This is a genomic window from Mycobacterium sp. ABE4_509 (genome assembly GCF_056160785.1).
The window spans coordinates 1-21,512 of sequence record NZ_JBSWXU010000093.1 but is presented as its reverse complement, the minus strand read 5'-3'; the positions used below and the strand labels follow the sequence as shown (position 1 = coordinate 21,512).

The following is a 21,512-nucleotide window of genomic DNA, read 5'->3' as shown; positions in this document are numbered from 1 at the left end:
GTCAACGGCCGCGACGAGGCGGTCTGCGCCGAAGCCGCCGGCGGCATCGCCGGGGCGCTCGCGCATGCCGGATCGCCGGCCGACCCGGCGGTCGCCGATGCGCTGATCGAACGTTGCGTGGTGGAGTTCGGCCGGATCGACATCCTGATCAACTGCGCCGGCACGGCCGAGCCGCCGGGTTCCTCGATCCTCACCGTCACCAGCGCGCAGTTCCGGGACCTGCTCGACGCGCACCTCGGCACCACGTTCGAAACGTGCCGGGCGGCCGCGCCGCGGATGGTGGCCCAGGGCGGCGGCGCCATCGTCAACACCAGCTCGTTCGCCTTCCTCGGCGACTACGGCGGCACCGGGTATCCCGCCGGCAAGGGGGCGGTGAACTCCCTCACGCTGGCGATCGCCGCCGAGCTCGCCGAGCACGGGGTGCGCGCCAACGCGGTGTGCCCCGGTGCCAGGACCCGGCTGTCGCAGGGGCCCGACTACGAAGCCCACATCGGGGCACTCAACCGCCGCGGCCTGCTCGACGACGTGAGCTATCAGGGTGCGCTGGACGCGGCCCCGCCGGACTACGCCGCGCCCACATACGGCTATCTGGTCAGCGACCTGGCTCGGCAGGTGACCGGCCAGATCTTCATCGCCGCAGGCGGATTCGTGGGACGCTTCGACCGCCAGACTCCGTCGATCGTGGCCTACCGCGACCACCACGACACACCGCCGTGGACCATCGAGGAGATCTCGGCGGGCGTGGCCAAGCTCAGCTAGTGGGCAGCGGACGGTCCCGGTACTGCTCGCGCAGCGTCTTCTTGAGCACCTTGCCGGTCGCGGTGTGCGGCAGTTCGTCGACGAAAACCACGTCATCGGGCAGCCACCATTTCACGACGTGTTCGGCGAGGTGGTCGAGAAGATCGTCGCGGCTGACGCTGTGGCCCTCCCGGGTGACCACGACCAGCAGCGGGCGCTCCTGCCACTTCGGGTGCGGCACCGCGATCACGGCGGCCTCGGCGACCGCCGGGTGACTCATCGCCGCGTTCTCCAGATCGATCGAACTGACCCATTCGCCACCGGACTTGATGACGTCCTTGGCGCGATCCACCAGCTGCAGATATCCGTCGGGGTCGATGGTGGCGATGTCGCCGGTGGGGAAGAAACCTTCGGCGTCGAGCTTGTCGCCACCCTCGCCCTTGTAGTAGCCGCTGGCGATCCACGGCCCGCGCACCCACACCTCACCGAAAGCCTTCCCGTCCCAGGGCAGCCGGTCGCCGTTCTCGTCGACGATCTTGAGTTCGACACCGTAGACGCCGCGGCCCTGCTTGAGTTTGATCTGCTGCTGCTCGGCGACGCCGAGCGAACGGTGCTTGGGCAGCAGCCGGCTCACCACGCAGATCGGGCTGGTCTCGGTCATCCCCCAGCCCTGCCCGCCTTCGGCACCCAGGTCGCCTTCGATCCGCTCCAGCATCGACTTCGGCAACGCCGATCCGCCGATGCCGGCCCACTCGAGGTCGAGCTCGGAGGCATCGATCTCGGGGTGCTCGTCGAGGTATCCGAACAGCAGCAGCCACACCGTGGGCACGCCCTGCATGGTGGTGACGTGTTCGTCCTTCATCAGCCGGTAGACGCTTTCACCGTCCAGATGCGGCCCGGGCAGCACCAGCTTGGCGCCGACCATCGCCGCCGAGTAGGGCGTCCCCCAGGCGTTGGCGTGGAACATCGGCACCACCAGCAGCAGCGTCGCACCGCTGTGGATGTCGAAGGTGTCGCGCGACAGCGACAGCATCGCATGCAGCACCGTCGAACGGTGTGAGTAGAGAACGCCTTTCGGGTTTCCGGTGGTGCCCGACGTGTAGCACAACGACGACGCGCTGTTCTCGTCGAACTCCGGCCAGACGTAGTGGGTGGACTGCGCGGAGATCAGTTCCTCCCAGCACAGCAGCCGGTAGGCGGGGATGCCGGGGATCTCGGGCATATGGGCGCGGTCGGTCATGACGACGTAGTGCTCGACGGTGTGCAGTTCGGCCGCGAGCTCCCCCACCATCCCGGCGAAGGTGACGTCGAAGAACAACACCCGGTCCTCGGCGTGGTTGATGATGTAGGCGATCTGCTCGGAGAACAACCGCGGGTTGACGGTGTGCATGACCGCACCGCAGCCGGAGACGCCGTAGTACAGCGCCAGGTGGCGGTCACTGTTCCAGGCCAGCGTGGCGACGCGATCGCCGGCTTCGATGCCGAGCCCCGCCAGCGCGTTGGCGACCTGTTTGGACTGGTCGCAGACCTGGCTCCAGGTGGTCCGCCGGACCGGACCTTCGGGTAGCCGCGAGACGATCTCGGCATCGGGATGGAACCACGCCGCGTGCTCGATCAGCGACGAGATCAACAGCGGGCGGTCCTGCATCAGTCCAAGCATCCGGACAGGCTATCCAGGACGGGCGGGATGTCCGCCCGCTTCGCCGCTTTTCTCCCGCCGGTCAGGCTGACGGGCGACTGCGCCAGCGGCTCCGGTAGGCCGCCTGGACCGCCGAGGCGGGACGGCGGGGCGGGATGATCGCCTGCTCACGCTTGATCACCGAACGCATCGTCAGTGCCGTGAGCACCACCATGACGATCGCCGGAACGACACCCAACGGGGAGGCCAGCAGCAGCTGGCTCAGATTGTTGCTATCCATGTGAGGCATTCGTAGCCGGAGCCGACCGGGATGGCCCGGGGCCACACTTTCGTGCCGAAGGTGCGCCTGGAATGCTCGGAGCATGGCGAGCATCTTCACCAAGATCATCAACGGCGAGATTCCCGGTCGATTCGTCTATTCCGACGACGACGCGGTGGCGTTCCTGACCATCGAGCCGATGACCCAGGGCCACACGCTGGTGGTGCCGCGTGCCGAGATCGACCAGTGGCAGAACGTCGACCCCGCGGCGTTCAGCCGCGTCATGGAGGTGTCCCAGCTGATCGGCAAGGCGGTGTGCAAGGCCTTCGACGCCGAGCGTGCCGGGGTGATCATCGCCGGTCTGGAGGTGCCGCACCTGCACGTGCACGTGTTCCCGGCACGGGACCTGGCGGACTTCGGCTTCGCCAACGTCGAGCGCAACCCGTCAGCGGAGTCGCTGGACGAGGCGCAGGCCAGGATCAAGGCTGCGCTGGCTGAGCTGGGCTGAGCACCGCCGCGTCGGCGATGCGGGGCAGTCCGACCCGGAACCGGCACCCCTGACCGGGCGCGGTGGACACCGCGACCCGGCCACCGTGCGCGTAGACCAGCGAGTCGACGATGGACAGCCCCAGCCCGGTGCCGCCGCTGGCCCGGGTGCGTGACGAGTCGGCCCGGTAGAACCGCTCGAACACCCGTTGCGCGTCGTCGGCCGACATCCCCGGCCCCTCGTCGCACACTTCGATCACCGCTTCGGCGCCTTCGGTACCGACCCGCACCGTCACTCCGGCCGTCTCGGGGGTGTGCTGTAGCGCGTTGCCCATCAGATTGCCCAACACCTGCCGCAGTCGGGCGTCGTCGCCGAGCACCTCCGGGGTCCCTGGACCGTCGAACACCTCCAGGCGGATACGCCGTCGCGGCGCGATGGACTGGGCGTCGTGGACCGCGTCGGTGGCCAGCGTCAGCAGATCCACCGGGTGCCGCTCCAGCGGGCGCTGGGCATCGAGGCGGGCCAGCAGCAGCAGATCCTCGACCAGCAGGCCCATCCGGCGCGATTCGCTTTCGATGCGGCCCATCAGCATCTCGACGTCTCGGGCGGCGCCCTGCCGGTAGAGCTCGGCGAAACCCCGGATCGTGGTCAGCGGGGTCCGCAGCTCATGGCTCGCGTCGGTGATGAAGCGGCGCATCCGATCCTCGGAGCTGCGCGCCTGGGCCGCGGACTGCTCCGAGGAGGCCATCGCTCGCTGGATCTGGGCCAGCATGCCGTTCAGCGCCAGCGACAGCCGCCCCACCTCGGTGCGCGGATCGCGTTCGGGCACCCGGCGGTCGAGTTGACCGGCGGCGATGGCCGCCGCGGTCTGCTCGACCTGGACCAGCGGGCGCAGGCTGCGGTGCACGACGGCGTATCCGGCGACCCCCAGCACGATCAGCACCGCGGCGCCGATGCCGATCTGGGCGTAGATCAGCGCGGTGACGGTGGAGTTCACGTTCGACAGGTCGATAGCCACGGTGGTGAGCTCACCGCTCAGACCGCGCACCGTCATCGCCCGCCACTGGGTATCGGAGCCGTCGATCGAGCCCACGGTCACCGGCACGGGCCCGACGTCGTTGTCGGCGGGCAGAGCCGGTTCGGTGTGCCGGTCGTTGACGGCCATCCAGATGTGGCCGTCGGGATCCATGCCGCGCACGTAGAAGTCCGACGGAGGGCGCGCCGGGTTCGGCTCGACCGGGGTGGTCGGCAGCCGGCGCGGCACCTGCGCCCAGCCCCGTGACGCGTCGAGCAGCGTGTCGTCGACCCGGTTCATCAGGCTGTGCTGCAGCAGGGTGGTCACCGCGATGCCGGAGGCCAGCAGGCCCAGCGCGACCAGCACCAGGGTGGCCGCGACAAGTCCGACCCGAAGCGGGATGCCGCGCCTGACCCGAGCTGTCACGCCACCATTGTCCAGCGTGGCTACCTGGGTTCGCGCAGCACGTAGCCGACGCCGCGCAGCGTGTGCAGCAGCCGCTTGTCGCCGGTGTCGATCTTGCGGCGCAGGTAGGAGACGTAGGACTCGACGACGTTGACGTCACCGCCGAAGTCGTAGCGCCACACGTGGTCGAGGATCTTGGGCTTCGACAGCACCGTGCCCGCGTTGATGATGAAGTAGCGCAACAGGGTGAATTCGGTGGGCGACAACGACACCGGTTCACCGGCCTTCCACACCTCGTGGGTGTCCTCGTCGATCTCGATGTCGGCGAAGGTGAGCCGGGAGGTGCGGGGCTCGGCGACGGTCCGGCCGGAGCGGCGCAGGATGACCCGCAGCCGGGCCACGACCTCTTCGAGGCTGAAGGGCTTGGTCACGTAGTCGTCGCCGCCGAGCGTCAGCCCGGCGATCTTGTCCTGCAGCGAGTCGCGCGCGGTCAGGAACAGCGCCGGCGCGTCGATACCGTCGGCACGCAGCCGCCGCAGCAGCCCGAATCCGTCCATGCCCGGCATCATCACGTCGAGGATGATCGCGTCCGGACGCACCTCACGTGCCCGGTCCAGCGCGGTGGGCCCGCTGGATGCGGTGTACACCTCGAAGCCCTGGAACTTCAGGCTCACCGACAACAACTCGACGATGTTGGTTTCGTCGTCGACCACGAGCACGCGGGCCTCGGGAACACTCTCCGGTACGGGCATGGCCATAGCTGTCAATGATCGTCGGAACCGATGGAAATACGCTGGACGCTAGCTGTGCACTTCCTGTGAATATCCCCTTGCGCAATTCATAGACTGGGCGAATGAACCTCGGCAAATCCCTGACCGGCCTCGCGTTCGCCCCCGTCAAGGCCGGTCTGGCCGTGGCCGACGCCGGCATCACGGTGGCCACCGGCGCGCTGGAGATGGCACATCGCACGCTCGGTGAGGACACAGACGGCGTTCGCGGGGCCCGCCCGACGTCGATGGCGCAGGTGCTGGGTATCGAGGAGGCGGTCGAGCGGGCGAACCGGCTGGCCCGCCTGATGGACGAGGACCAGCCACTCGGGCGCGCGCTGGCCGCCGACGGTGCGCTGGACCGGCTGCTCAAGCCCGGTGGCGTGGTGGATCGGTTGACCGCGCCGGGCGGCGTGCTCGACCGGCTCACCCAGGAGGACGGCGGGTTGATGCGGGCCATCGAACCGGACGGGCTGGTGGATCAGCTGCTCGATGAGGAGGGCCTGGTGGAGCGGCTGCTGGCCGAGGACGGGCTGGCCGACCGGCTGCTCGCCGAGGACGGGCTGATCGACAAGCTCACCGCGCGCAACGGGCCGCTCGAGCAACTCGCCGATGTCGCCGACACCTTGAACCGGCTGGCTCCGGGGCTCGAGGCGCTGGAGCCGACGATCGAGGCGCTGCGCGAAGCGGTGATCGTGCTCAGCCAGGTGGTCAACCCGTTGAGCAACATCGCCGATCGCATCCCGCTGCCCGGCCGGCGCCCGCGCAGCCGTCCGACGTCGCGGCCGGTGACCACGCAGCGGATTATCGACGTCGAGGACTGACCCGATAGGCTTGACCGGCCAGGCCTCCTTAGCTCAGTGGTAGAGCAACGCTCTTGTAAAGCGTAGGTCGTCAGTTCAATCCTGACAGGGGGCTCCACCTTCCGTCGCGTGTGCCGGGGCTCAGATCCGCAGTGCCACCACGAGCAGCGCGACGAGGCCCAGCACCGTCATCAGGACGGCCATGAATCCGGCCAGCGACCTCGGCAGCGGGCCCGCCTCGGCGCGAAGCGCCTTCATCTCGCTGAAGTGCTGCCCGCTGGCCACCGCCAGCGCGATGATCCCCAGCAAGATCATCAGCATCCCGACCAGCCACGGGCTGAGGACCTTCCGGTTCAGTTCCTCTGCCGAGGACAGGTACTCGAAGAACTTGAAGATGGTGAACCCGAAGGCGATCAGCGAGGTGCTGGTCCGGATCCAGGCCATCAGGGTGCGTTCGTGGGCCAGCCGGGTGCGCTCGACCGCAAGGCGGGTCGACATGTCCCGGGTCGTCTCCGTCATCGACGTGGGCCTCCTGCACCGTGGGATCCTGACGAAGGCTGCACAGTTTCGGCACTTCCGTCAACCGCCAGCCCCGTCTGCGCTACGGTCCACCCAGTATGGCTGGCGACCACATCGACTCCCTGTTCTCCCGCCGGAACTTCCTGACCGCCACCTCGGCGGTGTCCGCTCTGGCCGTGCTCGCGGCCTGTTCACCGTCGGACGGCGGCGGCGCCGGCACGTCACCCACCGGCCCTGATCCCAACGGCGGCATGCCCGACGAGAGCCGTTGGGCGGCTCTGCGCGACAAGGTCGGCGATCGGCTCATCAGCGTGGAATCGCCGCTGCAGCCGTGCCGGGCCGATGCGGCGGGCAACGCGTGTTCGACGGCGTTGTCGAACATGACCAACCCGTTCTGGATCGAGGAACAGCCCGGCGCCACCCAGACCAACGGCTGGCTGGACGCGTGGACCAACCAGGTCAGCCCCTATGCGGTGGCCGCCCGCGACGCCGGCGACATCGCCGCGGCGGTCGATTTCGCGCGCGAGAACCAGATCCGTCTGGCGGTGAAGGGCACCGGCCACGACTACCTCGGCCGGTCGAACGCCGCGGACTCGCTGCTGGTGTGGACCCACAACATGCGCGAGGTCACCGTGCACCGGGACTTCCGCCCCGCGGGGGCGCCGGCCGGCAGCCCGCCCTCGCCGGCGGTCAGCGCCGCCGCGGGCGCCCGATGGCTCGAGGTCTACCAGGCTGCCACCGACGCCGAGCTCTACGTGCAGGGCGGCGGCTGCACCTCGGTGGGCGCCTGTGGCGGCTTCACCCTCGGGGGTGGGTTCGGCAACTTCTCGAAGCGGTTCGGCAGCGGCGCCGGCGGTGTCCTCGAGATGGAGGTCGTCACCGCCGACGGGCAGGTCCGCGTGGTCAACGAGTTCCAGGACCCGGATCTGTTCTGGGCGCTGCGCGGCGGCGGTGGCGGCACGTTCGGCATCGTCAGCCGCATCACCTACCTCGCCCACCCGATACCGCGGATCGTCGGCGCGTTGGGCGGCACCATCACCGCCGCCGACGACGACGCCTTCCGGGAGCTGCTCGACCGGTTCGTCCGGTTCTTCGGCGAAGCGCTGATCGACGGGTCGTGGGGGGAACAGATCGCGATCAGGCCGGACAATTCGCTCACCTTCTCGATGGTGTGGCTCGACCTGCCCCCGGAGCGCGCCGAGGCGGTGTTCGAGCCGTTCACCTCGGCGTTGGAGTCGGACGGGATCGCCACCGTCGACCTCGAATTCCAGAGCCATCCGTTCCAGGTGTTGTGGAACGCCGACTACTGGGAGCAGGCCGACCCCGGGCTCGTCACCGTCGACCCACGCCCAGACCAGCCGCCCGGGCAGTTCTGGTGGACGAGCAACCAGGGCGAGGTGGCGCAGTTCATCTTCAGCTACCTGTCCCGGTGGATCCCGCTGGGCATGTTCGTCGACACCCCCGGCGCCCTGGTCGACACGCTCTACGAGGCGTCCCGGCTCGGCCGGGTGACATTGCACGTCAACAAGGGCCTGGCAGGCGCCTCCGAGGAGGTGCTGGCCAGGGAGCGGCAGACCAGCATCAACCCCGCGGTCCTGGACGCGGCCGCATTCGCCACCATCGGCGCCCAGCAGGAGGCCGCCTTCCCGGGCATCGCCGGCCACGAACCCGACCTCGAGGCGGGGCGCCGGGCGGCCCGGGCGGCTGACACCGCGATCGGGATCATCCGTGCCGCCACCCCGGGCGCGGGCACCTACTCCAACGAGGCCGACTACTTCGAACCCGACTGGCAGCAGGCGTTCTGGGGCACCAACTACGAGCGGCTGCTGACCGTCAAGCAGCGGGTCGACCCGGACAATCTATTCCGTGTCCATCACGGTGTCGGCAGCGAGTGAACGCCCCCGCGGCATCGACGATGTGTGCAGAGTCGCTCAGTCGCCGAACGAGATGGACTGCGCCGAACAGCCGGTGACCGCCCGGCCGGCCGGGAACTGCGCCGGGTCGGCACCCGGGATCACCATGTCCCGGTAGTAGGCGCCGGTGGCGTCGGCCGAGCATTCGAAGTTGGCGTTGAGCACCTCGAAAGAACCCGGGTCGGCACCGTCGACGGCCTGACCCATCCAGTAGACCCGTTGGGAGTCAACGGCATACGGTCCTTCGACAACCCGCAGAGCGGCGGCGTCGCCGCCGTCGATCCGGTCGTCGGAGTAGAACACATGCTCGGCGTCGCGGGAGTACCCGCCCGAGAGCACCTCGAAGGTCTCCGGGGCCGCCCCGCGGATCGGCTTGCCGTTGACGTAGACGGATCCGCTGTCCTTGGCGAACAGATAGTCGCCGCGATCGGAGACGATCTCGAATTCCTGCGGATCGTTGGACAGGACCGTGCCGTCGGCCGCGTACACCCGGCTGCCGTCCCGGGACAGACCGCCGTCGAGCAGTTCGAAACGCCCCGGGTCCGTGCTGATCGGCTGGTCGTGCTGATAGACCCGCCGACTGTCCTTGGAGTAGCCGGGCCGATCCAACAATTCGAACGACCCGGCTTGAGCCCCCGGCAGGGCGTGGCCGTTGATGTAGACCTGGCCGCTGTCGCGGGCGTAGATCCGGTCGATGATCTCGAAGGTGGCCGCATCGGCCCCGTCGACCTCAAAAGCCTTACCGGGAAATGGATTCAAGTAGTAGACGGCGCTGCCACGGACGTGGTACCCGGCATCGTCGACCAGCGAATCCGGCGCTCCGGCCGTGCCGCATCCCCCCGACAGCGCTGCGACCAACAGCAGGGCCGCGGCGATGAATGTGCGCACTGCACCATCGAATCACCTATCCCAGCGGAACGTCGATGATCGGGCGTTGCACCGCGGCCCCGGGGCCGTCGAAGTGCCACCACTCCGCCGAATACGGCGCGAAGCCGCCGGCGGTCATCGCCGCGCGCAACCGTGCCCGGTTGGCCTGCGCCGCGGCACTGACCCCGGCGACGGCGTCGACATGGCTGCGTGCGGTGAAGTCGTCGAACCCGGTGCCCATGTCCACCAAGCCGTAGGCCCCGGCGAGCGTGACGTCCACCGAGCGGCCCGATTCGTGACTCTTGGAGTAGGAACCCGGCCTGGCGACCCATGTCGGGTCCGAGACCACGTTGAACATCGCCACCTGCACCGAATGCGGCCGGTAACAGTCCCAGAACACCAACCGCTCGCCGCCCCGGCGCAGCAGGTCGGCCGCCGTGCGCAGGCCCGGCGCCAGTGACTCGTGGACCAGGCAGCGTGCGGTTGCCGGGTAGAGCGCTGCGCCGACGAAGTTCTCGGTCGTCGCGTACCGCAGATCGATCACCGCGTCGGGAACCACGCTGCGCACGTCGACGAAGCCGACGGCACGGGCCGCATCGGACACCGGCGGCACGGGCGAGGCCGACACCTGCCCGCCTCCCCCGGGCACGGCGCTGGTCAGCAAGCCGCCAATCACCATGCCGCACACCGCAACGATCCGTCGCCCGACTCTCATGGTTGCAGCGTAGGCATACACTGCGCTGGTGCGCGACGTACTCGACGACCTGCTGGCGGTGTGGCGTGCCGGCGGCACGGCGGGCCTGGCGACCGTGGTGCGCACCATGCGCTCGGCGCCCCGCCCGCCGGGTGCCGCGATGGTCGTGTCACCCGGGGGCACCGTGGCGGGTTCGGTGTCGGGCGGCTGCGTCGAGGCCGCGGTGTACGAACTGGCCAACGACGTCGTGGCCAGCGGTCGACCCGAACTGCAGCGCTACGGTGTCAGCGACGACGACGCCTTCGCGGTGGGACTGACCTGCGGCGGCATCATCGACGTGTTCACCGAACCGGTGTCGCGCAACACTTTTCCGCAGCTGGAGGCGGTCGCCGACGATATCGCCGCGCACCGGGCCGTCGCGGTTGCCACCGTCATCGTCCATCCCGACCCCGACCGGGTCGGGATGCGGCTGATCGTCGGAACCGACTCGACCCGGGGAACACTGGGCTCCGCCCGCGTCGACGCCGCGGTCACCGACGACGCCCGCGGGCTGCTCGCCGCCGGGCAGTCGGTGGTGCTGTCCTACGGTCCCGACGGCCAGCGCCAGGAGGCGGGCATGGAGGTGTTCGTCGCCAGCCATGCACCCCGACCCCGGATGCTGGTGTTCGGCGCCATCGATTTCGCGTCCGCACTGGCCGCCCAGGGCGCCCTGCTCGGGTACCGGGTCACTGTGTGCGACGCCCGACCGGTGTTCGCCACCCCCGCGCGCTTCCCCGCCGCCGAGGACGTGGTGGTCGACTGGCCGAACCGCTACCTGGCCGACCAGGTCGCCCAGGGCAGCGTCGACGAACGCACGGCGATCTGCGTGCTGACCCATGATCCGAAGTTCGACGTGCCGGTGCTGCAGGTCGCGCTGCGCCTGCCCGCGGTGGGCTACATCGGCGTGATGGGCTCGCGCCGCACCCACGAAGACCGGCTGCGCCGGCTCCGCGAGAACGGGCTGACCGAGGCCGATCTGTCGCGACTGCACAGCCCAATCGGCCTGGACCTGGGCGCCCGCACACCGGAGGAGACGGCCGTCTCGATCGCCGCGGAGATCATCGCGGCGCGCTGGGGCGGCAGCGGCCGGCCGCTGGCCGGCCTAGACGGGCGTATCCACCACGAGGCCTGACCGAACCCTGGTGAGACATTAATGGTGGAAATGTCTCTCTCGAATGCGATAACGTCACTCTCCAAGTGCAGAGGGGAGTGATCGAAGTGACCGACACCGCCGTCAATACCGGCACCGACACCGTCACCGCGCGCTACGCCGGCCGCCGGGTCGCCCGCGTCGAAGACGGCCGCCTTCTCACTGGTCACGGCTCGTTCGTCGACGACATCAACCGGCCGGGCATGCTGCACGCGTGCTTCGTGCGCAGCCCGTTCGCCCGGGCGAAGATCAGCCGGTTCGACGCCTCGTCCGCGCTGACTCTGCCCGGCGTCCACGCCGTGCTGACCGCCGCCGACCTGAACCCCGATGTCCGCGAGGCCTGGCACGCCGTCGCCGGCAAGGACATCCCGGACACGCCCCGCCCGCCGCTCGCCGAGGGTGAGGTGAAGTTCGTCGGCGACCCCATCGCGCTGGTCATCGCCGAGAGCCGATATCTGGCCGAGGACGCCGTCGAACACATCGACATCGACTACGAACCGCTTCCCGCGATCGCCGATTTCACCCGCGCGGTCGGGGGTGCGGACGCCGGTGTTCCCGTCGTGCACGACGAATACCCCGACAACGTCGCCGGCGGCATGGGCGGCGCGCCGCCGGACGAGGAGACGTTCTCCGCGGCCGCGCACGTCGCCTCGGCGCACGTCTACCAGCAGATCCACGCGCCGGTGCCGATCGAGACACGCGGCATGGTCGTCGACTGGCAGGCCACCTCGGGGGATCTGACGATCTGGGCGTCCACCCAGACCCCGCACGAACTGCGCGCGTTCGCCGCCCGGCTGCTCGACATCCCGGCCCAGCATGTCCGGGTGATCATGCGCGACACCGGGGGCGGGTTCGGCCAGAAGGTCGTCCCGATGCGCGAGGACATGTGCGTGCTGCTGGCCGCCCGCAAGGTCGGCGCCCCGGTCAAGTGGATCGAGGACCGGCGGGAGAATCTGATGGCCGCCGGGCAGGCCCGCCACGTCGACGGCAACGTGCGGATGGCCTTCGACGACGAGGGCACCATCCTGGCGGCCGACATCGATTTCATCCAGGACGTCGGCGCCTACCCCACGCCCTACCCGGTGCTGACCACCGCGGCGATCGGAATGTTCTTCCCCGGGCCCTACCGGGTGCCCAAGGCCAGCTTCAACTACCAGACGGTGTTCTCCAACACTGCCGGGCTGGCCGCCTACCGGGGGCCGTGGCAGTACGAAACCCTCACCCGCGAAATACTTCTCGACATCGGCGCGCGCAAGATCGGCATCGACCCGCTCGAGTTGCGCCGGCGCAACATCCTGCGCGGAGACGAGATGCCGTATTTCAATCCCAACGGCATGCCCTATGACCACGTCGCTCCCGCGGACACCCTCGAGCAGGCGGTGAAGATCCTCGACCACGAGGGCTTCCGCAAGATACAGGCCGATGCGCTGGCCGAAGGCAGATACCTGGGCCTGGGCTATTCGGCCTACATCGAGCCGACCGGCGCCGCGACCGGGCATCTGGCCTCCGAGGGTGCCACCATCCGGATGGAGTCGACGGGCAAGATCAACGTCTACGTCAACGGCGGCTCCACCGGCAACAGCATCGAGACCACCGTGGTGCAGCTGACCGCCGACGTGCTCGGCGCCGACATCGACGACGTCGCCACCATCCAGGGCGACACCGCGGTGACGCCCTACGGGGCGGGCACCCAGGGCAGCCGCAGCGGCCCGATGACCGCCGGAGCGGTCAGCGAGGCGGGTGCGGTGCTGCGCGACCAGATCGTGGCGATGGCCGCCGCGCAGCTGAACGCCGAGGCCTCCGATATCGAGCTTTCCGGGTCTAAAGCGGTTGTGCGCCAAGATCCCTCGAAATCGGTCAGCTTCGCCGACATCGCCTACCGGGCGTACTACGAGCCGCAGCAGGTGCCGCCGGGGATCTCGGCCTCGCTGGAGGCGACCGCGCGGTTCACCGCACCGCCCACCGCCCCGATCCACTGGGCCAACGCCACGCATGCCTGTACCTGCGAGGTCGACGTCGACACCGGGCTGGTGACGTTGACCCGCTACATCGTCAGCGAGGACGTCGGCCCGATGATCAACCCGAACGTGGTCGAGGGTCAGATCGCCGGCGGCACCGCGCAGGGTATCGGCGGGGCGCTGCTGGAGCAGATGTCCTACGACGACGACGGCAACCCGCTGTCGTCGACCTTCGTCGACTACCTGCTTCCCACCGCGACCGAGGTGCCGGCGATCGAATACGGCCATGTGGAGATCCCCGGTCCGGGTGTCGGCGGGTACAAGGGCTGCGGCGAGGGCGGAGCGATCGGCTCGACGCCGGCGGTGATCAACGCGATCAACGACGCCCTGGCTCCGCTGGGCGTGACGATCACCCGGTTGCCGGCCACCCCGGCAGCGATCATCGAGGCCATCGAGCAAGCCAAGAATTAGAGCTGGAGTGGAGCGATCATGGAGCTAGTCAACGAGTTTCGCGTGCCGGTTCCCGCGGCGACCGCGTGGACGGTGCTGACCGACGTACAGCGGGTCGCGCCGTGCATCCCCGGCGCGCAGCTGCTCTCGGTCGACGGTGACGACTTCACCGGTGCCGTCAAGGTCAAAGTCGGCCCCATCACGGTGTCCTACCAGGGCGAGGCCACGTTCACCGAGAAGGACGAGGCGGCCCAGCGGGTGGTCATCCGCGCCGCCGGCAAGGAGACCAGAGGCAGCGGAAACGCCACCGCGCTGGTCACCGCGCAGCTCAAGGACGAGGGCGACGTCACCGGCGTGGTGATCACCACCGACCTGACGATCTCGGGCAAGGCCGCCCAGTTCGGCCGCGGCGTGCTGGCCGACGTGGCCGGAAACCTGATCGCGCAGTTCGCCGCCCGGCTGGAGGCCGACCTGATCGGCGGGAGCACCGGCCAGCCGGCACCGGCGACCACGGCCGCCACCGCCGGGCAGGCCACCGCGGCCGAGGCATCGGCATCCAACGACTCCGTCGACCTGTTCAAGGTGGTGGCGGTGCCGATGGCCCGCCGCTACGGGCCCGTCCTGGCCGCCGTCGCCGGGGGGTTGGCGGCCGGCTTCCTGATCGGGCGGCGCCGCCGCCGGCCCTCCCACACCCCGCCGGCGCTCGACGACCTGTTGGCCGCGCTGTCGCGGCTCACCTCATGAAGGCCGCCCCGTTCGCCTACCACCGGCCGGAGTCGGCCAAGGAGGCGGCCGACATCCTGGCCGAGCTCGGCGAGGACGCCAAGATCCTGGCCGGCGGCCAGAGCCTCGTTCCGATGCTCGCGATGCGGCTGACCCACTTCGAGAACCTGATCGACATCTCCCGGGTCGACGAGCTGTGCGGCATCGACCTCGACGACGGCATGGTGCGGGTGGGCGCGACGACTTCGCATGCGCTGGTCGGGCTGGACGACGAGGTCGCCGACTCGGTCCCGTTGTTGACCCTGGCGACCCCGCACATCGGCCACTTCCAGATTCGCACCCGGGGGACGCTGGGCGGGGCCATCGCCCACGCCGATCCGGCAGCCGAGTACGCCGCGGTGGCGCTGGCGCTCGACGCGCAGATCGAGGCGCTGTCGTCCCGCGGCCGCCGCGACATCCCGGCCGGCGAGCTGTTCACCGGATTGTGGGAGACCTCGCTGAGCCCCGATGAGATCCTCACCGCGGTGCGCTTCCCGGTGTGGAGCGGCCGGTGCGGGTTCGCGGTGCAGGAGTTCGCCCGCCGGCACGGCGATTTCGCGATCGCCGGCGCGACGGTCGCGGTCGAACTCGACGGCCGGGACCGGGTGTCGCGGTGCGGGATCGGCCTGCTGGGCCTGGGCTCGACGCCGCTGCGGGGTACCGCCGGAGAAGATGCGGTGCTGGGCCGCACGGTGAGCGAACTCGACGAGGACAGCCTCCGGGAGGTCGGCCAGATCGTCATCTCCGGAATCGACGACATTCCCGCCGACCTGCAGGGCTCCTCGACCTACCGGGCCCGGGTCGGTTCCACGATGGTGGCCCGGGCGCTCTCGGCAGCGCTCGCGGCGGCGAGCGAGAGGGTGGCGTGACGATGCACGAGACACCGGTCGAGATCACCGTGAACGGCCAGCAGGTCCGCCACGTGGTGGAGCCGCGGCTGACGCTGGCCGACTATCTGCGGGAGAAGTGCGGTCTGACAGGCACCCACCTGGGCTGCGAACACGGCGCCTGCGGTGCATGCACCGTGCTGCTGGACGGCCAGGCCGTGCGGGCCTGCCTGATCTTCGCGGTGCAGGCGCAGGGCCAGGAGGTCACCACGGTCGAGGGCATCGCCGACGAGTCCGGCGAACTGTCCCCGGTGCAGGCCGCCATGCGCGACTGCCACGGACTGCAATGCGGTTTCTGCACACCGGGATTCGTCACCAGCATCACCGCGCTGCTGCGGGACAACCCCAGCCCCACCGACGAGGAGATCCGCGAGGGTCTGTCCGGGAACTTCTGCCGGTGCACCGGCTACCAGGGCATCGTCAACGCGGTCAAGCAGGCCGCCCGTACGCCATCAGCACCAACCCGCTGAGCAGCGACACCGCGGCGGTGACGACGAGCAGCGCCGCAAGCCCCAGGACGGGGATCACCGCACCGGCGACGGCCGGCGCTGCGACCGAGCTGACGGCACCCACGACCAGGCAGGCGGTGAACGCCGCCCCGGCACGGTCGGGCACCAGCTCGGCGGTCCACACCGCCAGCACGGCCGAACCGGTCATGTACCCCACGCCGAAGATGCACGCCGAGATCGCCGTCGCGACCGGTGATTCGCTGGCCGACCCCAGCAGCGCCAACGCGGCGGCCACCGTCACCAGACACAGCGCCGCGACCCTGGGGCTGCCCAGCCGCCGGGATGCCGCCCCCGTCCACACCCCCACCACCCCGGTGAGGCCGATCCCGACGTACAGCGCGGGCACGGCCGCCGCCGGCAGGGAGCTACCGGCGACCGCGTCGGCTGCGTAGGTGAAGTAGATGACGATGGCCGCGAAGTACACCACCGAGTACCCGGCCGGGATGCGCAGCGCACCGGCCAACGCCCGGACACCGTGCCCGTCCGGGGGTGCGGCCGGCTCGGTTCGCGGCACCAGGCGCAGGTTCACCACGGCGGCGGCCACCGCGGCCACCGCGATGCCCACCCAGACCAGGCGCCACGAGCCCAGCACCGCCAGGATCGCCAGCGCGCCCAGCGCGACGAGCCCACCGCTGGTGCCGGTCGTGATGATGGCCAGCGCCCTCGGCTGCTGGCGTAGCGGCACCGTCCGGGTGACGATGTCGGAGTAGGGCGCCCAGACCCAGCCGCCGGCGCCCCCGGCCAGCACCGCTCCCACGGCCAGCAGCCAGGGCGACTGCGCGACCGTGACGATCCCCGCGCCCAGCGCGCCGCAGGCCCCTCCGACCGTCGTCGGGGCACGCGAGCCCAGGCGTGCGGCCAACGGGCCCGCGAGCAACAGGCCGCCCAGGTAGCCGGCGAACGTGGCACTGGCGATCAGGCCGAGCACCAGCTCGGACAGGCCCAGCTCGGCCCGGATGTCGGGCAGCGTCAGCCCGTAGGCGTAGCGGGCCATCCCGAAGGCGACCCCGACGACCGCCGCTCCGGCAAGACCGATGCGACCGCCCGGGGAAAGAGTCATGACATGGTGATGCTAGGTCGACACGACCCCGCGCAGCCCCTCGGCCCCGAACAGCGGCTCCAGCATCCCGGACAGGTCCGGGCCGCGACGCAGCCCGTGGCCGCCGTCGACGTTGATGATCTGACCGGTGATGAAGCTGGCTGCGTCGCTGAGCAGGAACACCGCCAGGTTGGCCACGTCCTCGACCTCGCCGACCCGGGGCAGCGGCGTGCAGTCCCGGTAGTCCTCGCTGACCGCCGGGGTCTCCATGATGGGCGCCACCATGTCGGTACGGGTCAGCCCGGGCCGGATGCCGTTGACACGCACCGACGACGGGCCCAGCTCGTCGGCGGCGACCATCATCAGGTGGTCCAGCGCCGCCTTGCTGGGGCCGTAGGCGCCGAACCAGCGGTGGGTGTTGCTCGACGCGATCGACGAGATCCCGATGAAGGAGCCGCCGCCGCCGCGGACCATCTCCCGGGCGGCGTGCTTGAGTACGTACATGGTGCCGTTGACGTTCAGGTCGACGGTGTTGCGCCAGGCGGCCGAGTCGATCTGGGTGAGCGGCCCGATGGTCTCCGAGCCGCCGGCGCTGTGCACCACCCCGTCGAGGCGGCCGTGCCACGCGGTGGCCGCCTCCACCAGCCTCGTCGCCTCATCCTCGTTGGTGACGTCGGCCGGCTCGTAGATCACCTGCCCGGCGCCCGCGCCCGCGGCCGCCTTGATCTCGTCTGCGGCGGCGGCCAGCTTGTCGGCGTTGCGCCCGGCCAGCACCACGTTGCCGCCCGAGGCCACCACGGCGGCGGCCACCCCCTTACCGATCCCGCTGCCACCCCCGGTGATCAGAAACGTGCGATCCGTCAACGACAACAGCATGGGGGTATCCCTCCAACGTCAGCGAAATGGAAGTGAGGCTAACTAGAACAGGTTCCCGTTATACGTCACGGTTCGTCGCGGCGGGCCAACTTCGGCGCGCCCAGTGTCCGCCAGTCCGGGACGTCGGGCGGCAACCCGATCGGATACCGGTTCTCGTTGTGGGCCGCCCAGTGGGCGTGTCCGAGCTCATGGATGTGGAACGCGTGCCGCAGCGCCTCGGTGAAGCCCATCGCGTCGCTGGCCGCATTCACCGAATCCTTGACCAGCAGCGCCGCCATCGTGGGCCGCTCGGCGATCCGGCGGGCGAATTCCAGGGTCTTGTCCTCGAGCTCGGCGCGGGGGAACACCTTCGACACCATGCCCAGCCGGTGCGCTTCGTCGGCGTCGATGGAATCACCGGTCAGCAGCAGTTCCTTGGCCTTGCGGGGACCGAACTCCCACGGGTGGGCGTAGTACTCGACGCCGGGCATGCCCATCCGCACCGCGACGACGTCGCTGAATTTCGCGTCGTCGGCGGCCACGATCAGGTCACACGCCCAGATCAGCATCAGCGCCGCCGAGATCGCGTTGCCCTGGACCTGGGCGATGGTGATCTTGCGCAAATCCCGCCACCGGCTGGTGTTGGCGAAGAAGTAGTGCCACTCCTGCAGGTAGGTGCGCTCGGCGACGGCCGCCCTGGTCGCGCCGTTGATCTGGAACGTCGGATGCTGGCCGGGCCCCGGCTCACGTTCGGCCAGCGCCGCCTCCGACCCCAGGTCGTGGCCGGCGGAGAAGTTCTTGCCCCGTGCCGCCAGGATGACCACACGGACCTCGTCGTCGGCCTCGGCCCGGCCGAACGCCTCGTCGAGCTGCACCAGCAGGGTCCGCGACTGCGCATTCTGGGCGTCCGGGCGGTTGAGCCAGATACGCGCGATGCGACCCCGGTCGAGAGTTTCGTAGGTCACTTGTTCGGGGTTCGCCGCAGCAGCGCACATGCCAAGCACATTACGTCCAGTCGACTGACCCACCAGCACTCACCTGCCAATTGGCTACAGTTGTGGCATGCCTGCGAAATCTGATCCCGCCGACATCGGCGACGTCGAGCCCATCGCCGACAGCACCGAGCGCCAGGCTCGGCGTGTGGTGGCCGCCTACGCCACCGACGCCGAGGAGTGCCGCACCTTCTTGTCCATGCTGGGTATCGGACCGGCGAAGCTCGACGCCTGATGACCGCCCAGAGCGGTCCACAGGAGCGCTCCGGCACGGCATCCACACCCCCGTCCACCGGCACGGCGGACTTCGTCGTCGTGGCCAACCGGCTGCCGATCGACATGATCACCCAGCCGGACGGCACCGTGGAGTGGAAGCGCAGCCCGGGTGGGCTGGTCACCGCGCTGGAGCCGCTGCTGCGCAAGCGCCGCGGCGCATGGATCGGCTGGCCCGGCGTACCCCAGGAGCCCGGCGATCCGAATGCCAGCGAAGAGCCGATCGTGCTGGACGAGATGTCGCTGGTGCGGGTCCGGCTGTCGGCCGACGACGTCGCGCAGTACTACGAGGGCTTCTCCAACGGCACCCTGTGGCCGCTGTACCACGACGTCATCGTCAAACCGATCTACCACCGGAAATGGTGGGACCGCTACGTCGAGGTGAACCGGCGCTTCGCCGAGGCCACCGCGCGCACCGCGGCCGAGGGCGCCACCGTCTGGATCCAGGACTACCAGCTGCAGCTGGTGCCCAAGATGCTGCGGATGCTACGCCCCGACCTGACCATCGGGTTCTTCCTGCACATTCCGTTCCCGCCGGTCGAGCTGTTCATGCAGATGCCGTGGCGTACCGAGATCACCGAGGGGCTGCTGGGCGCCGATCTGGTCGGGTTCCACCTGCCCGGCGGGGCGCAGAACTTCATGATCCTGGCCCGCCGACTGGTGGGCGCGAACACCTCGCGTGCCACCGTGGGTGTCCGGTCGCGGTTCGGTGAGGTGCAGGTCGGGTTCCGCACGGTCAAGGTCGGCGCCTTTCCGATCTCCATCGACTCCGCCGACCTGGACCAGAAGGCCCGCAGCAAGACGATCCGCCAGCGGGCCCGCGAGATCCGCCAGGAGCTGGGCAATCCCCGCAAGATCCTGCTCGGGGTGGACCGGTTGGACTACACCAAGGGCATCGACGTGCGGCTGCACGCCTTCTCCGAGCTGCTCGCCGAGGGGCGGATCGACAGCAAGGACACCGTGCTGGTGCAGTTGGCCACCCCGAGCCGCGAGCGGGTCGAAAGCTACAAGGTCATGCGGGAGGACATCGAACGGCAGGTCGGCCACATCAACGGTGAATTCGGCGAGGTCGGCCATCCGGCCGTGCACTACGTGCACCGGTCGGTGCCCCGCGACGATCTGTTGGCGTTCTTCGTGGCGGCCGACGTCATGCTGGTCACGCCGCTGCGCGACGGGATGAACCTGGTGGCCAAGGAGTACGTCGCGTGCCGCAGCGATCTGGGCGGGGCGCTGGTGCTCAGCGAGTTCACCGGTGCGTCTGCCGAACTGCGCCAGGCCTACCTGGCCAACCCGCATCACATCGACGGAGTCAAGGATGCGATAGAGGCGGCGCTGAACCAGACCCCCGAGGACGGCAAGCGCCGGATGCGGGCGCTGCGCCGTCAGGTGCTGGCCCACGATGTGGACCGGTGGGCACGCTCGTTCCTGGATGCGCTGGCCACCACGGACCGTCACGCCGACAACGACCGCGGGTCGGGTCAGATCGGGGTGATGTAGTTGATCAGCCAGTCGCCGTCGATCTTCTGGTAGTCCACCCGCAGCCGGCTGCCGTCGTAGACGGGCTGGCGCGACTTGTCGGTCACGGTGCGGTTCATGTACACCATCACCGATCCGGAGTCCCGCCGGGCGTCGAGCACACCGGCACCCACCACGTTGGCCTGGCTGACCAGCTGACGCTCCCGGGCCTGCGGGATGATGTCGGCGGTGGCCCGTTCCTCGAACTCCTGGCGGTAGCTCGGGGTCAGCAGCGGATAGACGTCGAGCAGGCTGCGCTCCACCGTCTGGTAGTCGTAGCCGAACACCCGCGGGATCTGCTCGGCCGCCAGCGGCGCCAACTCGCTGCGGGCCTGCTGTTCGCCGGCGAGCTGGATCCGGTTCCAGTACAGGCTGCCTCCGGCCGCCGAGAGGGCCACCACCCCCGCGGCCAGCACCACCACCAGTGCCGTCCACAGCCGCACCCGCCGCATCAGTTTCCGCCGTCCGGGTACTTCACGTCGTAGCCGGTCATGTGGCCGGCGTCGTCCTCGTGGACGATCACCCGCAGCCGATAGGGCTGCGAGGGCTTGTTGGTGCCGTCGATGTCGGTGACGGTGACCCGCACCGCCACCAGCACCGACGCGTTCTGCGACACCTCGTCGACGTCCTCGAGCGCGGCGCCGTTGATCACCGCCTCCGAGCTGGCGTTGGTGTCCCGGAAGATGGCCTTGAGGTTCTCGACGTTGTTGTCCTGACTGAGCATGTCGCGCAGCGGCCCGCTGGTGCTGTCCACGAACCGGTCCACGCTGTCGTCGATGTTGTCCTGGGTGTAGCTGAACATGTTGACCACCAACTGCGAGGCCGTGTCGACGAACCGCTGGTCGCGGTCCTGCTCGGCCTGAATCTGGCGCTGCCAGGACGCCAGCACCGCCACGCCGCCCGCCAGCACCGCGGCCACCACCGCCAGGGACAGCACCGAGACCAGCGCGACGAGCCCGCGGTTGGCGGCCCGGCGC

23 protein-coding genes and 1 tRNA gene are annotated in these 21,512 nt (G+C 69.7%); 12 read left to right on the top strand and 12 right to left on the bottom strand.

The window, feature by feature from the left end; genetic code table 11:
* Nucleotides 1–759: SDR family NAD(P)-dependent oxidoreductase (locus tag ACXAID_RS18700; RefSeq protein ID WP_475023712.1), on the top strand; the 759-nt coding region annotated here is incomplete at its 5' end.
* Here the strand turns inward: ACXAID_RS18700 and ACXAID_RS18695 are convergent.
* Together ACXAID_RS18695 and ACXAID_RS18690 are read right to left on the bottom strand one after the other, a co-directional pair.
* Nucleotides 752–2,398, bottom strand: a complete 1,647-nt coding sequence (locus tag ACXAID_RS18695) for a long-chain-fatty-acid--CoA ligase (RefSeq protein WP_475023711.1) — start codon at nucleotides 2,396–2,398, stop codon at nucleotides 752–754. The two genes, ACXAID_RS18700 and ACXAID_RS18695, sit on opposite strands and share 8 nt — an antisense overlap.
* 61 nt (nucleotides 2,399–2,459) lie before the next feature.
* A complete protein-coding gene (locus ACXAID_RS18690) occupies nucleotides 2,460–2,657 on the bottom strand; it encodes a hypothetical protein (RefSeq protein ID WP_475023710.1) in 198 nt (65 codons plus the stop codon).
* Between the two features lie 82 nt (nucleotides 2,658–2,739).
* On the opposite strand from ACXAID_RS18690, the gene ACXAID_RS18685 reads away from it, so the two are divergent.
* On the top strand, nucleotides 2,740–3,144 hold the full coding sequence (locus ACXAID_RS18685) for an HIT family protein (RefSeq protein ID WP_475023709.1): 405 nt from the start codon (nucleotides 2,740–2,742) through the stop codon (nucleotides 3,142–3,144).
* Here the strand turns inward: ACXAID_RS18685 and ACXAID_RS18680 are convergent.
* Nucleotides 3,116–4,564: a sensor histidine kinase gene (locus tag ACXAID_RS18680; protein ID WP_475023708.1), complete on the bottom strand. Its 1,449-nt coding sequence runs from the start codon at nucleotides 4,562–4,564 to the stop codon at nucleotides 3,116–3,118. The genes ACXAID_RS18685 and ACXAID_RS18680 overlap by 29 nt on opposite strands.
* Before the next feature lie 20 nt (nucleotides 4,565–4,584).
* Nucleotides 4,585–5,301, bottom strand: coding sequence for a response regulator transcription factor (locus ACXAID_RS18675; RefSeq protein ID WP_475023707.1), 717 nt, complete (start codon nucleotides 5,299–5,301; stop codon nucleotides 4,585–4,587).
* Between the two features lie 95 nt (nucleotides 5,302–5,396).
* On the opposite strand from ACXAID_RS18675, the gene ACXAID_RS18670 reads away from it, so the two are divergent.
* Entirely contained in the window at nucleotides 5,397–6,134 is a 738-nt protein-coding gene (locus ACXAID_RS18670) for a hypothetical protein (protein WP_475023706.1), read from the top strand.
* Between the two features lie 22 nt (nucleotides 6,135–6,156).
* A tRNA-Thr gene (locus tag ACXAID_RS18665) sits at nucleotides 6,157–6,231 on the top strand.
* Between the two features lie 23 nt (nucleotides 6,232–6,254).
* Here the strand turns inward: ACXAID_RS18665 and ACXAID_RS18660 are convergent.
* On the bottom strand, nucleotides 6,255–6,632 hold the full coding sequence (locus ACXAID_RS18660; protein WP_475023705.1) for a YidH family protein: 378 nt from the start codon (nucleotides 6,630–6,632) through the stop codon (nucleotides 6,255–6,257).
* Nucleotides 6,633–6,730: 98 nt separating this feature from the next.
* Between ACXAID_RS18660 and ACXAID_RS18655 the strand changes: the two genes are divergently transcribed.
* Complete coding sequence (locus tag ACXAID_RS18655) at nucleotides 6,731–8,527, top strand: FAD-binding oxidoreductase (RefSeq protein ID WP_475023704.1); 1,797 nt, start codon at nucleotides 6,731–6,733, stop codon at nucleotides 8,525–8,527.
* Nucleotides 8,528–8,563: 36 nt separating this feature from the next.
* Here the strand turns inward: ACXAID_RS18655 and ACXAID_RS18650 are convergent, their stop codons facing one another.
* Complete coding sequence (locus ACXAID_RS18650; protein ID WP_475023703.1) at nucleotides 8,564–9,433, bottom strand: DKNYY domain-containing protein; 870 nt, start codon at nucleotides 9,431–9,433, stop codon at nucleotides 8,564–8,566.
* Between the two features lie 16 nt (nucleotides 9,434–9,449).
* On the bottom strand, nucleotides 9,450–10,091 hold the full coding sequence (locus tag ACXAID_RS18645) for a M15 family metallopeptidase (protein WP_475023713.1): 642 nt from the start codon (nucleotides 10,089–10,091) through the stop codon (nucleotides 9,450–9,452).
* Between the two features lie 64 nt (nucleotides 10,092–10,155).
* Here ACXAID_RS18645 and ACXAID_RS18640 point away from each other — a divergent pair, with 64 nt between their 5' ends.
* The 5 genes from ACXAID_RS18640 (at nucleotide 10,156) to ACXAID_RS18620 (ending at nucleotide 15,822) form a co-directional block, all read left to right on the top strand.
* A complete protein-coding gene (locus tag ACXAID_RS18640) occupies nucleotides 10,156–11,277 on the top strand; it encodes an XdhC family protein (RefSeq protein ID WP_475023702.1) in 1,122 nt (373 codons plus the stop codon).
* A gap of 86 nt (nucleotides 11,278–11,363) precedes the next feature.
* Nucleotides 11,364–13,724: a xanthine dehydrogenase family protein molybdopterin-binding subunit gene (locus tag ACXAID_RS18635; RefSeq protein ID WP_475023701.1), complete on the top strand. Its 2,361-nt coding sequence runs from the start codon at nucleotides 11,364–11,366 to the stop codon at nucleotides 13,722–13,724.
* Nucleotides 13,725–13,742: 18 nt separating this feature from the next.
* On the top strand, nucleotides 13,743–14,447 hold the full coding sequence (locus ACXAID_RS18630; protein ID WP_475023700.1) for an SRPBCC family protein: 705 nt from the start codon (nucleotides 13,743–13,745) through the stop codon (nucleotides 14,445–14,447).
* Nucleotides 14,444–15,334: an FAD binding domain-containing protein gene (locus tag ACXAID_RS18625; protein ID WP_475023698.1), complete on the top strand. Its 891-nt coding sequence runs from the start codon at nucleotides 14,444–14,446 to the stop codon at nucleotides 15,332–15,334. The genes ACXAID_RS18630 and ACXAID_RS18625 overlap by 4 nt, the downstream gene beginning before the upstream one ends.
* Before the next feature lie 2 nt (nucleotides 15,335–15,336).
* The gene (locus ACXAID_RS18620; protein WP_475023697.1) at nucleotides 15,337–15,822 is read left to right on the top strand and encodes a (2Fe-2S)-binding protein; all 486 of its coding nucleotides are present in this window, start codon (nucleotides 15,337–15,339) and stop codon (nucleotides 15,820–15,822) included.
* Here ACXAID_RS18620 and ACXAID_RS18615 read toward each other — a convergent pair.
* The 3 genes from ACXAID_RS18615 to ACXAID_RS18605 form a co-directional block, all read right to left on the bottom strand.
* Nucleotides 15,782–16,921 carry an MFS transporter gene (locus tag ACXAID_RS18615; RefSeq protein WP_475023696.1) on the bottom strand — a complete coding sequence of 380 codons (1,140 nt, stop codon included), beginning with the start codon at nucleotides 16,919–16,921 and terminating at the stop codon, nucleotides 15,782–15,784. The genes ACXAID_RS18620 and ACXAID_RS18615 overlap by 41 nt on opposite strands.
* A 12-nt stretch (nucleotides 16,922–16,933) precedes the next feature.
* Nucleotides 16,934–17,776 carry an SDR family oxidoreductase gene (locus ACXAID_RS18610; RefSeq protein WP_475023695.1) on the bottom strand — a complete coding sequence of 281 codons (843 nt, stop codon included), beginning with the start codon at nucleotides 17,774–17,776 and terminating at the stop codon, nucleotides 16,934–16,936.
* A 65-nt stretch (nucleotides 17,777–17,841) separates the two neighbouring features.
* Entirely contained in the window at nucleotides 17,842–18,750 is a 909-nt protein-coding gene (locus ACXAID_RS18605) for an enoyl-CoA hydratase (RefSeq protein WP_475023694.1), read from the bottom strand.
* A 67-nt stretch (nucleotides 18,751–18,817) separates the two neighbouring features.
* On the opposite strand from ACXAID_RS18605, the gene ACXAID_RS18600 reads away from it, so the two are divergent.
* Together ACXAID_RS18600 and ACXAID_RS18595 are read left to right on the top strand one after the other, a co-directional pair.
* Nucleotides 18,818–18,982 (top strand): hypothetical protein, encoded by a 165-nt coding sequence (locus ACXAID_RS18600; protein WP_475023693.1) that lies wholly within the window; start codon nucleotides 18,818–18,820, stop codon nucleotides 18,980–18,982.
* Nucleotides 18,982–20,517: an alpha,alpha-trehalose-phosphate synthase (UDP-forming) gene (locus ACXAID_RS18595; RefSeq protein ID WP_475023692.1), complete on the top strand. Its 1,536-nt coding sequence runs from the start codon at nucleotides 18,982–18,984 to the stop codon at nucleotides 20,515–20,517. The genes ACXAID_RS18600 and ACXAID_RS18595 overlap by 1 nt, the downstream gene beginning before the upstream one ends.
* On the opposite strand, the gene ACXAID_RS18590 is transcribed toward ACXAID_RS18595, so the two are convergent.
* Both ACXAID_RS18590 and ACXAID_RS18585 read right to left on the bottom strand, forming a co-directional pair.
* Entirely contained in the window at nucleotides 20,499–20,987 is a 489-nt protein-coding gene (locus ACXAID_RS18590) for a mammalian cell entry protein (RefSeq protein WP_475023691.1), read from the bottom strand. The genes ACXAID_RS18595 and ACXAID_RS18590 overlap by 19 nt on opposite strands.
* A partial coding sequence (locus tag ACXAID_RS18585) for a mammalian cell entry protein (RefSeq protein ID WP_475023690.1) occupies nucleotides 20,987–21,512 on the bottom strand: 526 nt, incomplete at its 5' end. The genes ACXAID_RS18590 and ACXAID_RS18585, both read right to left, overlap by 1 nt.

Excerpts from the sequence above, each read along its gene's own strand:
- ACXAID_RS18695 (WP_475023711.1), bottom strand. The coding sequence starts at position 2,398 with ATGCTTGGACTGATGCAGGACCGCCCGCTGTTGATCTCGTCGCTGATC.
- ACXAID_RS18690 (WP_475023710.1), bottom strand. The coding sequence starts at position 2,657 with ATGGATAGCAACAATCTGAGCCAGCTGCTGCTGGCCTCCCCGTTGGGT.
- ACXAID_RS18685 (WP_475023709.1), top strand. The coding sequence starts at position 2,740 with ATGGCGAGCATCTTCACCAAGATCATCAACGGCGAGATTCCCGGTCGA.
- ACXAID_RS18675 (WP_475023707.1), bottom strand. The coding sequence starts at position 5,301 with ATGGCCATGCCCGTACCGGAGAGTGTTCCCGAGGCCCGCGTGCTCGTG.
- ACXAID_RS18670 (WP_475023706.1), top strand. The coding sequence starts at position 5,397 with ATGAACCTCGGCAAATCCCTGACCGGCCTCGCGTTCGCCCCCGTCAAG.
- ACXAID_RS18660 (WP_475023705.1), bottom strand. The coding sequence starts at position 6,632 with ATGACGGAGACGACCCGGGACATGTCGACCCGCCTTGCGGTCGAGCGC.
- ACXAID_RS18655 (WP_475023704.1), top strand. The coding sequence starts at position 6,731 with ATGGCTGGCGACCACATCGACTCCCTGTTCTCCCGCCGGAACTTCCTG.
- ACXAID_RS18645 (WP_475023713.1), bottom strand. The coding sequence starts at position 10,091 with ATGGTGATTGGCGGCTTGCTGACCAGCGCCGTGCCCGGGGGAGGCGGG.
- ACXAID_RS18630 (WP_475023700.1), top strand. The coding sequence starts at position 13,743 with ATGGAGCTAGTCAACGAGTTTCGCGTGCCGGTTCCCGCGGCGACCGCG.
- ACXAID_RS18625 (WP_475023698.1), top strand. The coding sequence starts at position 14,444 with ATGAAGGCCGCCCCGTTCGCCTACCACCGGCCGGAGTCGGCCAAGGAG.
- ACXAID_RS18620 (WP_475023697.1), top strand. The coding sequence starts at position 15,337 with ATGCACGAGACACCGGTCGAGATCACCGTGAACGGCCAGCAGGTCCGC.
- ACXAID_RS18615 (WP_475023696.1), bottom strand. The coding sequence starts at position 16,921 with ATGACTCTTTCCCCGGGCGGTCGCATCGGTCTTGCCGGAGCGGCGGTC.
- ACXAID_RS18610 (WP_475023695.1), bottom strand. The coding sequence starts at position 17,776 with ATGCTGTTGTCGTTGACGGATCGCACGTTTCTGATCACCGGGGGTGGC.
- ACXAID_RS18605 (WP_475023694.1), bottom strand. The coding sequence starts at position 18,750 with ATGTGCGCTGCTGCGGCGAACCCCGAACAAGTGACCTACGAAACTCTC.
- ACXAID_RS18600 (WP_475023693.1), top strand. The coding sequence starts at position 18,818 with ATGCCTGCGAAATCTGATCCCGCCGACATCGGCGACGTCGAGCCCATC.
- ACXAID_RS18595 (WP_475023692.1), top strand. The coding sequence starts at position 18,982 with ATGACCGCCCAGAGCGGTCCACAGGAGCGCTCCGGCACGGCATCCACA.
- ACXAID_RS18590 (WP_475023691.1), bottom strand. The coding sequence starts at position 20,987 with ATGCGGCGGGTGCGGCTGTGGACGGCACTGGTGGTGGTGCTGGCCGCG.